Genomic DNA, 9760 nt, shown 5'->3' on the forward strand with positions numbered 1-9760 from the left:
CGTCGCACGACCTTGAGGCTCTCGACAGGTTGAATGTTCGGTATTGGATATTCGTTTTTCATTCGACGTTGGACGTTCGATGTTCGATGTTCGACGTTCATCTTTCAAAACAATTCCGTACGGCATGAATGTAACCTGTGAACGGTTACTTCAATCCTAACCCGGATAAACCGGAATTAAGCCCTCTCAGTCAGGTAACTTGCTTGTCTCGCAACCTGACCTACGTTCTGTCTGTGCGACGGCCTCAAAGCCTGCTACAAGGTCGAAGAGCTCTTCGTCGATAGCACTTTGCCGTTGTTGGTGAAATTGAGCGTTGAGCTCTTCCAAACGATCTTCTATATTTTTTTCAGCCACCTGCATCGAGGCGAGTCGGCTGGCATTTTCGCTGGCCAGTGACTCTGCAAAGGCACGGTAGAGGGACACAAAAAGATATTCTTGAATCAGTGATGAAAAAAGCCGGCTCCAATCCATGTTAAAGAATGGAAGCACCCGCGAGGGCCACGGTTTGTGTTCCAGGTCTTGAAACCACTGGAGGTCCACCGGGAGAAGATAGAGGGTGCGAGGGCGATAGGAGGCGCCCGAGAGCGGGGTGTTGTGAAAAAGGACGATTTGGTCGATTCCCTCGTTTGAGCGCCACGCCTCTATCTTGAGCGCCACGTCCTGCACAACAGGCGTAATGCCAGCCACGGAGCCCGGCAGAGGAATGTAATCTTCAACCGGATGCCCGGCCTCTTCAAGCCGTGCGGAAACCCTCATGCCCACGGCCAGGAGTTTGCGGTTTTCTTGCGTGACATGGAGTCTATCCATTTCAGTAGCCGAATGCTGCGCAATTACTTCGTTAAATTGGCCCACCATGCCCTGGTCCGAACCAAAGACAACGGCGCCAAGGCGCTCGTTCAGCGCGGGTTGCGCCATTGTGAGTCCCAGCGGTTTATGTTGTAGAATGATCTGAAAACCCATCTCGATTGTTCGGTTGTATCCGGCAAGGGATTCTACGGCCTTCTCGTACTGCCGGATGCTCACAGCAGCAAGCGCCTTCATTGTCTTTACGACAGAGTGCAAATCTTCGGCACTCTTAATCTTTCGTTTCAGGGATTCAAGTGTTTGCATGTGGCGCTTTAGCTCATTTTACTCATTTTTCAATGGCTTCCCGCGCAGTGCTCAGAATGGCAAGGCGATCCTCATCATTGAGTTTATCTCCGGATTGAATGCGTGTGCAAAGATCCGGCAGTTTTTCAGTAACTGTTTTGCGTATGAGCTGCTCTGCTCCTGCGATCTCGTCCGGTGGAAGGTCGTCGAAGAGACCTTCCGTTACAACGAGAAGAACCGCAATCTGTTGAGGAACCGACATGGGTTCATATTGGGACTGTTTGAGGATTTCCCGGACACGGCGGCCATGCTTGAGTGTTTTGCGCGTTGCCTCATCGAGGCGTGTGCCAAAACGTGAAAATGTCTCGAGTTCCTCGAACTGGGAGTACGAAAGGCGCAAATCGCCGGCAACCGCGCGATATGCGGGAAGCTGTGTTTTCCCACCCACCCGCGATACTGATTTGCCGACATCCACGGCAGGAAGCACGCCTTTTTGAAACAGATCCGGGGCAAGATAGATCTGACCGTCAGTGATGGAGATGATGTTTGTTGGAATGTAGGCAGAGATATTCTGAGCCTCTGTCTCCACAATCGGCATGGCGCTCAAAGAACCACCCCCGTGCTCGTCCCGGAGATGGGTGGCTCGTTCAAGCAGTCGGGAATGAATAAAGAATATGTCGCCCGGAAAAGCCTCCCTGCCCGGAGGTCTGCGCAGGAGAAGCGAAAGTTCCCGATAGGCCTCGGCATGGCGCGTCAAATCGTCATATACGATCAACACGTCCCGTCCCTGTTCCATAAAGTATTCTGCCATGGTGGTTGCCGCATAGGGTGCAATAAACTTCAATCCAGGAGGATGGTCCCCTTCAGCCACTACGACAATAGAGTAGGCCATGGCGCCGTGCTTGCGGAGGTCGTCGATGAGCTTTGCCACAGACGAACTCCGCTGTCCGATGGCACAGTAGACACACAGCACGTCCTTATCGCGCTGATTGATGATTGTATCCAGGGCGATGGCGGTCTTGCCGGTTTGCCGGTCCCCAAGGATAAGTTCTCTCTGGCCCCGACCGATGGGGATCAAGGCGTCCACTACCTTGAGCCCTGTCTGAAGCGGTACGGTGACAGGAGCGCGATCCATAATTGCAGGAGCTTGCCGTTCCACAGGACGTCGTTCTGACGCGCGGACCGCACCAAGATTGTCCATCGGGCGACCCATTGCGTCCACAAAGCGGCCAATCAAGGCATCACCCACCGGCACGTCCTGAACTCGCCCGGTTCGTTGCACTTCAGAGCCGGCCTTAAGCATCCGGCTCTCGCCCAGCAGCACCACGCCTACTTCCGTGGGATCGATGTTAAAGACCATTCCCACTATGTCTCCGGGAAAGCGGACAAGTTCTTCCGATCTCACCCCGGGCAATCCTTCCACACGTGCGATCCCCTGGCCGACGTAATTCACCGTGCCGACGTCTTGGCCCTTCAGCTCAGCTCTGTGGCTTTCCAAGACGCCGTCAAAAGCCGTGAAAGTATCATCCAGAAAGGATTTTAGCAGGCTATTTGTTTTCAACTGTCAGTCCCTTTGTCCCCCTCAAGGGCTCCGGCCAGCCCCTCTTCCAGTGCCCCCAAATAGTCTCCCAGGCTCCACGCAATCTTGCGTCCAAGGACCTTCAATTCAATGCCGCAGATAACGTCCGATGAAATCTCCAAGTGCAAATCAACAGGGTCTGATACCTGGTCCTGCAAGACTTCCACGATTTTTCCGGCCAGTTCCCGGGGGATCTCAAAAGCGCTTCGCAGGTTGATTCTTTCCCCTGATTTTCGAAACGATTCCTTGATCGCTTCCAGCTCGTCCTTATCGAGATTTCGGAGGCGTTCAATGAATACGAGAATGATGTGGCGCTCCAGATCAATGTTTGCCAGGTCCTTTAGGGCCTGCCGGGCAATTGCGCATGTTTGCCTGCCTGCGCGTTGCCGCAAGTCCTGCAAGAATGCTTCTTTTTCCCGCTCGATCACCTCGTACCACTTGTCCCGAACGGCATCAACATGGTTTCGGGCCTCGTTCATGAGCTCTTTTCGGCGAGCCTCCACTTCTTCTTTGATTTCAGAGAGCAACGCTTCACGCCGGTTTTCGAGGTCCCTGTTCTTCCCCTGATAGAGCGCTACCTCCTGCTCAGCATCAGCTTTTTTCTGCTGGGCTTCCTGCAAACGCAGAGCGATCTTTTTCTCTCGCTCGTCCATGGCCTTGATAATGGGGCCGTAGAGAAAACGCTTGAGCAGGTAGACGAGGACCAGAAAATTGATGACCTGGGCGGTTACCGTGAACCAATCAATGAGCACGGATTATCCTCCAGCCTTGGATACCACATGTTCCCAGAAGGGATTGGCAAAAATCAGAATTATGGCCACTACAAAACAGTAAATGGCCGTTGATTCCACCATGGCCAAACCCACAAAGAGAGTCCGCGTAATGGTATTGGCTTCATCGGGCTGCTGAGCAATGGAGCTTAACGCCTGGGCCAATGCCCGCGCTTCTCCCAGGGCGGGACCGATGGAACCTGTGGCAATGGTCAGTCCCGAAACAATAATTGATATCGTCCCAATAAGACCTATGTTATCCATTTGTCCAAGCTCCTTTCTTGACTTGCTGGTTGGCTGGTTTTTCCTGTCGTTGTGCGCGAGTTGCGGCAGCGATGTAGACCATAGCCAGGATGGCGAAAATATATGCCTGAATCAATCCGGTTAAGAGTCCCAGAGCCTGCATGACGATGGGAAAGACAAGGGGTGTAACTGCAAGCAGGATGGCAACGATCATTGTGCCGCTCATGACGTTTCCAAAGAGTCGAACGGCCAGTGCGAGGGTGCGCGACAACTCTCCCATGATATTGAAAGGCAACATGAAGACCGAAGGTTTGATGTATTGTGCGAAGTAGGAAAAACCCTTTTGTGAAATGCCATACAGGGGAACGGCCACAAACACACACGCAGCAAGGGCTGCTGTGGTTGAAAGAGAGCCGGTGGGCGGCTCATAGCCGGGAACGATGCTCAGAAGGTTGGAGACCGCAATAAATAAGAAGAGCGTACCAACAAAAGGCAGGTATTGGCCCGGAGCCTGGCCACTTATCTCGCGGATTTCGTCTCTTATGCCCGTCACCAGGACCTCAAGCAGGTTTTGCCATCTAGACAGCCGGGTTTCTGGCGAGAGCTTTCGAGTTACCAGCCATGAGCCAAGAACCATCAGCGCCATCACGAACCACGTAAACACGATAGTTGCATTCAGGGTAACGGGTCCCCACTGAAAAAAAACTATGGCATCAGGACTTATACGCATAGTTTTACTCCTCACTCTGAGCTTTTCATTCCCTCAGGTCCCCAGCGACGCACGAGGATGAACCGCACTCCCAGAAAACCCAGTAGGCAAGCCAAGAGTCGTTGCCAGTGACCATCCATAACTAAGTAAAAGCCGAACAGAACTACCCCCAAACGCACAAAGAAACTCAACAGACTCAAGAGGGCAGGGCGTTGCGCCGTGGGGAGACGACGGACCGTTAACCAGAGGCCACCGAAGTAAAATGTCCCAAGTACAACGCCTGCAGCAAGAGCCAGTATGAGGGGCAAAAGCTTAGCCACGCTCCGGCTCCTCTTTTTCTTCTTGAATCATCTTTCGCTCACGCATAACCCAGAACCAGGCATTCAGGCAACCAAGAATGATACCGATGACAAGCAGCATGAGGGTCCAGGAATAGCGGCTTGGCCATTTCAGATCTATCCAGACACCCAATGCGATGCCGGCTAATGTGGGAATCGCTACCGACCACCCAACAAGGCCAAACATGCCGAGTCCGAACCAGACACTCCCATATTTTTCGTGACGCGCCCTGATCTTGCGGGCTTCCTTGGCCCCCACCTTTTTGCAGAGATCCTGCCGGGCGTCTTGATGTCCATCTTTCGAAGGGTTATGCTTGGCCATGTTCTTCCAAGTCCATAAACCGGCGGATAAAACCGGCCTCGAGTTTGGCAAATGCAGAACGTGCCGCCTTTTCCCGGCCGTCAAGGGCAGAAAAGCTTTTTCTAACCGTTTGCTCCAGCTTTCCCAGGTCAGGACCGCGCACAGCGTTTCTCGTCGAAACCAGGACCTCCGGACCGCATTTGATCAAGATCCCTTCATCGATTGCGAGAAATTCTTCAACGCCCTGAGATGTTACAAACGAAAAGAGCCCGGGGACGAGGTTCGCCAAAAAATCCACGTGACGGGGTAAAAGACAAAAAGAGCCATTTCCCGCCTCTGCAATCACCTTGGTAACTTCTTCGTTGATGAGAACTTCGGTCGGGAGGAGCACTTTGAGTTTCATGGTTTTTTCGCTTCGTCGATTTTTCCTATCATATAAAGGGACTTTTCCGGATAATCAGAAAAATCATCAGTGAGGATGCGTTCGCATCCTTGAAGGGCATCGTTCAGGCCGACTATTTTTCCGGCCAGCCCGGTGAACTGCTCTGTCGTAAAAAAAGGTTGGGTGAAAAAGCGCTCAAGACGTCTGGCCCTGTAGACGATGAGCCGGTCCTCCTGCGAAAGCTCCTCCAAGCCCAGCATGGCAATGATGTCTTTCAACTCCTCGTAGGTTGCCAGGGTTTTGTGGACTTCCTGAGCCACACGATAGTGCCTTTTGCCGGCAATAACGGGTGTGAGCATCTTGGAGTTGGATTGGAGCAGATCAATGGCGGGGTAAAGCCCTTCGCCTGCCCTTTTTCTAGATAGCACGATGGAGGCAGACAGGTGAGCGAAGGTATGAACTGCGGCTGGGTCAGTAAAATCATCTGCCGGAACATAGACGGCCTGAATAGAAGTAATCGCACCTGTTGCCGTGTTGCAGATTCGTTCCTCAAGTTCGGCCAGTTCCGTTCCCAAAGTCGGCTGATACCCAAGGCGGGAAGGAAGCTGCCCCATAAGGCCGGACACCTCTGATCCCGCCTGGATAAAACGAAAGATGTTGTCGATGAGGAGCAGAACATCCCCCTTGACGTCGTCTCGGAAGTATTCGGCCATCGTTAATGCCGCATGTCCGACCCGAAACCTTGCCCCCGGCGGTTCGTTCATCTGGCCAAAGACCATAACCGTGCTGTTCAGAACGCCGGCCTCTTTCATTTCACGATAGAGTTCCTCGCCTTCCCGGCAACGTTCTCCGATACCGCAAAAGATGCTGGTCCCCTCATGTTGCCCCACCATGTTGTGGATCATCTCTGTAATGATCACGGTCTTGCCCACACCCGCGCCTCCGAAGAGTCCGGCCTTTCCTCCCCGCTCCAGGGGGACAAGGACATCAATAGCTTTAATGCCGGTTTCATAGATTTCAGATGAAGTTGCCCTCTGGTTGATGGGCACCGGCTCACGATGAATGGAGCGCCATTCTGCTTCTGTTATGTCTCCTTTTCTGTCGATGGGTTCTCCGAACACGTTGAATACCCTGCCAAGCAAACACTTGCCCACAGGCACTCTCAGAGTTTGGCCCGTGTCAATGACCAGGGAACCGCGGGCCAAGCCCTGGGTCGGTGTTAGGGAAACCCCGCGAACAACCTCGGCGTTAAGATGGGTTTGTACCTCGATTGCTGTCATGCCGTCTTGGCCGGCCCTCAACAGGCTGTTAACGAATGGAAGTCTTTCGGGAAAATGAGCATCAACCACGCTTCCCCGAACCGAAACCACTGTGCCTTGGCCGGCTGTCTGGATGACTTCTGGTTTACTCATGTCATTCTAACAACCGGAAGAGTGATCGTACAAGTGGTTCCCTCATCCAATTTACTCTGAATAGACAGGTCACCTTCGTGGTCCCGTATAATCTTGCGGGAAATGGCCAACCCAAGTCCTGTACCTTTAGGTTTCGTAGTGATAAATGGATCGAAAATGCTCTCTAAGTCCTCTGGCGCAATCCCTTTTCCTGTGTCAGTCATACGGATTTCAATCGTATTGCCAGCCAGATGGGTTTCGACAGAGAGCTTTCCCCCTTCCGGCATGGCTTCAACCGCATTCTTGAAAATATTTATGAATACCTGCTTCGTCTGTTTCGGGTCAAACGAACTCTCCGGTATACGAGGATCAACGGATTGCTCAAATGCCAAGTGATGAGCCTCAAACTCCTGCTCCAAAAGCACAGCGACTTCCTCTACCAGGCGATTGATGCTAGCCATGATCTTGTTAGGCTTGGATGGCTTGGTAAAGTCCGTTACATCTGAAAGAAATTCTTCCAATCTCTCGACTTCGTTTATGATGATTTCCAACTTTTTTTTGTTTTTGGCATCATGGTCTATCTTGCGAAGAACCTGTTGGGCAAAGCCACCGATTATCATCAAGGGATTCTTGATCTCGTGAGAGATATAGGCTACGCCCTGACCAATGGTGGCCAATCTTTCCGATTCCAACACCCTTTTTTCTAATTGCTTCCTTTGCGTTAAATCCCGAAAGAATGCGACTGTGCCCAATACCTCGCCATTTTCATATATTTCACTCGCTGATAGCCACACAGGGACTTCATTGCCGGCTTTGTTTGAAATGGCAGTCTCGTAGTCTGCGAGCTTGCCCGGTCCTCCGTATCCATCGCCATCCAGGCTCTCCTTAACCTTTTTGGCCTGGCCAGGCGGATACAGATCGCTCACGTCCATCTTCCCAATAGCTTCCTCACTTGCATATCCAGAAACTTTTTCTGCACCTTCATTAAAGATGACTATGTTTCCCGTATTATCTGTGGCAACAATGCCGTCGATAGAGCCCTCAATGAGCTTTCTCTGGAAATCATAGATTCTTCTCAATTCATCCCTGGAGGCCTTTAAATCGCTGGTCATATGAGAGAGGGCATCTGCAAGTTGATCTATCTCATCACCTCTATGCATCATATATACTTTGCATCTGTTACACTCTTCGAGCTTTTCCGGAAATTTTCCCATGGGAGCCCCTGTACAGAGGGTATCTTCGATGTACCAGCATGGCACATCAGCTTTTCCGTAAGCCGGGCAATCAGTTCTATCACATTCCAGAAGCTCCCAGCATTTGACGTTTTTTCCGAAATCAAATCTTACATCAAGATTTCCGCGGCTGATTTCATAGGCTAGGTTAGTAAGCTGTCTGAGAGGGCGGGTAATATATCCGGACAGCCACTGGCTAATAAAAAAACCTATGACAATAACGACCGATATTGCTCCCAGGAGGATGACCGCAAGTCTACCCATGAGCTGGTCTATGACTGCTTTATTCAACCCCACACGAATCGTTCCGATTTGATATATTCCTTCCTTAACAGGCACGGCAATATCGTAAACGTGTCCTTCAGGAATCTTAACGGGTTTGATACTTCGTATTTGATCCGGCAAGACCTTGTTGGCTCCAACAATGGATGGGGGAAATTCACCAACGAAGGTATGGCCCAGGATTTTCAGGTCGTTATCAACGATGAATATGTATGAAAGGAAATGCCTTCTTTGTTCGAGTTGCTTTTCATCGAAGATCAGGCTGATCAGCTTGGGCGTGTCTCCTGTCAGGATATGGCTCCTGCTCAGGCCGGCTATGCTTTGGGCAATGGCCGTCCCTCTTGTCTTAAGTTCTGACGTTAAACTGGGTAGCAGTACCCACCTGACAACAATGGCCACGGCTGCGGCCAAGAGAACCACAATCAATATAGTGCTGAAAAACACCTTATTTTTAAAACTGAGCCGTCGGAGTATTGTCATTTTTTTATGCCGAGCGGATATGACTCCCTTTTAAAATTGACCCGCCGAAGGCAACCGCAATTTTAGGGACTTAAAATTTTAGGCGCTTTAGGCATTTCTGAAAGTTCGAAGTGCTTAGCCTAGTTCAAGGGGGCAATTCTAAGCCAGGCCCTCTGGGCCCGCATCTTCTACACAACCTCTATCTCTTAAGACTCTTCCAATCCGTAAACATGATGACTTTTCCGTCTCTGATCTTCGTAAAGTATACCTGCTTCAAACCTTGATGATCGTCCGGTCCAAATGATACCTTGGCGCCGATACCCACAAAGTATCTTTCCAAGGTCTCTATAGCGTCGATAAACCCTTCCCTGGTGAGTTCTCTCCCGGCCCGCCTCAGTGCCTCCACCAGGATCTTGGCGTTAACGAATCCCTCAAATCCCACAAAGGTGGGCGTACATTGCGGATAATATTTACGCAGTAATCGTGCATAATCCTCTGCAGCCGGAAGAAGTATTCTCTCCTCAGGAGGTGGGACCACCTGGGTGATAATCACCCCGTCGCCTTCCTTGCCCAGTTTCCTGGCCAACTCGTCGCCGCCTACAAAGGAGACATTATGGAAGATGGGGTTAAAGCCTTTTGATCTGGCCAGCTTTATGAACTTGGCACAAGGGTCATAGGTGCCGATCATGATTACCGCATCGGCGCCGGAAGTGATAATCTTTTTCAGCCCGTCTTCAACATTCAGGGTACCTCGGACATAGCTTCCCGTAGCTACCGGGGCCAGGCCGTATTTCTTGAGGGCTATCTTAGTTCCTTCAAGGCCGTCCAATCCGTAAGTATCATCCTGGTAGAAGATCGCAACCTTTTCTATACTCAAATGTTCTATCAAGTGTTTGACCACTGTACCCGTTTCTTCATAATAGGATGCCCGGACGTTGATAATATAGCGTTTAAAGGGTTCTCTCAGGGCATTTGCCCCGGTAAA

General features: G+C 51.2%; 11 protein-coding genes. All 11 read right to left on the reverse strand.

The features are described 5' to 3' along the window. Positions 1-186: 186 nt before the first annotated feature. Positions 187-1110: a F0F1 ATP synthase subunit gamma gene (locus tag JW883_12650; GenBank protein MBN1843113.1), complete on the reverse strand. Its 924-nt coding sequence runs from the start codon at positions 1108-1110 to the stop codon at positions 187-189. 22 nt (positions 1111-1132) lie between these two features. Next, a complete protein-coding gene (locus JW883_12655) occupies positions 1133-2650 on the reverse strand; it encodes an alternate F1F0 ATPase, F1 subunit alpha (protein MBN1843114.1) in 1518 nt (505 codons plus the stop codon). Beyond that, on the reverse strand, positions 2647-3420 hold the full coding sequence (locus JW883_12660; protein MBN1843115.1) for a F0F1 ATP synthase subunit B: 774 nt from the start codon (positions 3418-3420) through the stop codon (positions 2647-2649). Before JW883_12660 ends, JW883_12655 begins: the two co-directional genes overlap by 4 nt. A gap of 3 nt (positions 3421-3423) precedes the next feature. Beyond that, positions 3424-3702: a F0F1 ATP synthase subunit C gene (locus JW883_12665; GenBank protein MBN1843116.1), complete on the reverse strand. Its 279-nt coding sequence runs from the start codon at positions 3700-3702 to the stop codon at positions 3424-3426. Beyond that, on the reverse strand, positions 3695-4411 hold the full coding sequence (locus JW883_12670; GenBank protein MBN1843117.1) for a F0F1 ATP synthase subunit A: 717 nt from the start codon (positions 4409-4411) through the stop codon (positions 3695-3697). The genes JW883_12665 and JW883_12670 overlap by 8 nt, the downstream gene beginning before the upstream one ends. Before the next feature lie 11 nt (positions 4412-4422). Continuing rightward, positions 4423-4710, reverse strand: a complete 288-nt coding sequence (locus JW883_12675) for an ATP synthase subunit I (GenBank protein MBN1843118.1) — start codon at positions 4708-4710, stop codon at positions 4423-4425. Beyond that, positions 4703-5050: an AtpZ/AtpI family protein gene (locus JW883_12680; GenBank protein ID MBN1843119.1), complete on the reverse strand. Its 348-nt coding sequence runs from the start codon at positions 5048-5050 to the stop codon at positions 4703-4705. Before JW883_12680 ends, JW883_12675 begins: the two co-directional genes overlap by 8 nt. Then, the gene (locus tag JW883_12685) at positions 5037-5432 is read right to left on the reverse strand and encodes a F0F1 ATP synthase subunit epsilon (GenBank protein MBN1843120.1); all 396 of its coding nucleotides are present in this window, start codon (positions 5430-5432) and stop codon (positions 5037-5039) included. Before JW883_12685 ends, JW883_12680 begins: the two co-directional genes overlap by 14 nt. Continuing rightward, positions 5429-6823 (reverse strand): F0F1 ATP synthase subunit beta, encoded by a 1395-nt coding sequence (locus JW883_12690; protein MBN1843121.1) that lies wholly within the window; start codon positions 6821-6823, stop codon positions 5429-5431. The genes JW883_12685 and JW883_12690 overlap by 4 nt, the downstream gene beginning before the upstream one ends. Beyond that, a complete protein-coding gene (locus tag JW883_12695; GenBank protein ID MBN1843122.1) occupies positions 6820-8796 on the reverse strand; it encodes a PAS domain S-box protein in 1977 nt (658 codons plus the stop codon). Before JW883_12695 ends, JW883_12690 begins: the two co-directional genes overlap by 4 nt. 178 nt (positions 8797-8974) lie before the next feature. Then, positions 8975-9760: ABC transporter substrate-binding protein (locus JW883_12700; protein MBN1843123.1), on the reverse strand; the 786-nt coding region annotated here is incomplete at its 5' end.

The organism is Deltaproteobacteria bacterium, from assembly GCA_016930875.1.
Lineage (GTDB): Bacteria > Desulfobacterota > Desulfobacteria > Desulfobacterales.

Excerpts from the sequence above, each read along its gene's own strand:
- JW883_12650 (MBN1843113.1), bottom strand. The coding sequence starts at position 1,110 with ATGCAAACACTTGAATCCCTGAAACGAAAGATTAAGAGTGCCGAAGAT.
- JW883_12665 (MBN1843116.1), bottom strand. The coding sequence starts at position 3,702 with ATGGATAACATAGGTCTTATTGGGACGATATCAATTATTGTTTCGGGA.
- JW883_12670 (MBN1843117.1), bottom strand. The coding sequence starts at position 4,411 with ATGCGTATAAGTCCTGATGCCATAGTTTTTTTTCAGTGGGGACCCGTT.
- JW883_12680 (MBN1843119.1), bottom strand. The coding sequence starts at position 5,050 with ATGGCCAAGCATAACCCTTCGAAAGATGGACATCAAGACGCCCGGCAG.
- JW883_12685 (MBN1843120.1), bottom strand. The coding sequence starts at position 5,432 with ATGAAACTCAAAGTGCTCCTCCCGACCGAAGTTCTCATCAACGAAGAA.
- JW883_12690 (MBN1843121.1), bottom strand. The coding sequence starts at position 6,823 with ATGAGTAAACCAGAAGTCATCCAGACAGCCGGCCAAGGCACAGTGGTT.
- JW883_12695 (MBN1843122.1), bottom strand. The coding sequence starts at position 8,796 with ATGACAATACTCCGACGGCTCAGTTTTAAAAATAAGGTGTTTTTCAGC.